The sequence below is a fragment of the Halorubrum sp. SP9 genome (assembly GCF_005435015.1).
In the GTDB taxonomy this organism is placed as follows: domain Archaea; phylum Halobacteriota; class Halobacteria; order Halobacteriales; family Haloferacaceae; genus Halorubrum; species Halorubrum sodomense.
This window is the reverse complement of the sequence record NZ_SGXU01000331.1, coordinates 1-493: the sequence shown is the minus strand read 5'-3', so window position 1 is coordinate 493 and position 493 is coordinate 1. Positions and strand designations below refer to the sequence as shown.

The window sequence follows — 493 nt, the reverse complement described above, 5'->3', positions numbered from 1 at the left end:
CGAGCAGTTCCGAGCGAACAACGCGATTGGTGGATTCGTCAGCCACCGCCTGACGACCCGATTTAGAGAGGAATCACCGGACTTCGTGCTCAACCGACTCGACGATGGGTACCCAGACTTGCTATACGACGGGACTGACCACGAATGGCCAGACGATTACGCCGTCAAAGACTCTGACAACGGTCCGGGCCTGGAAGTCAAAGCCTCGATGGGCAACACGTTCTACGCGCACCACAATGTTGAGGGGTGGCTCCTTGGAATCCACTATCGAATAAACGCACGGAGCGAATCCCCAACGGACGATGCCCCTTCGCCGGACGACATGCCACCAATTGAGATCACACAGGTCCTGTGTGCGAGCATGGATCACGGAGACTGGGAGTACCGTGACGCTGAGGGCTCAAATCGGACAAACACCAGCGAATTGAAGGCGAAGGTCGGGCTCCACGAGATGCGGAAGAACCCGATCATCGAGATGGAGTCTGCCATAACC

The 493-nt window shown here is 57.0% G+C and carries 1 protein-coding gene; it reads left to right on the top strand.

Features of this window, described 5'->3' with window-relative positions:
- A partial coding sequence (locus EXE45_RS19990) for a hypothetical protein (RefSeq protein ID WP_158294330.1) occupies positions 1-493 on the top strand: 493 nt, incomplete at both ends.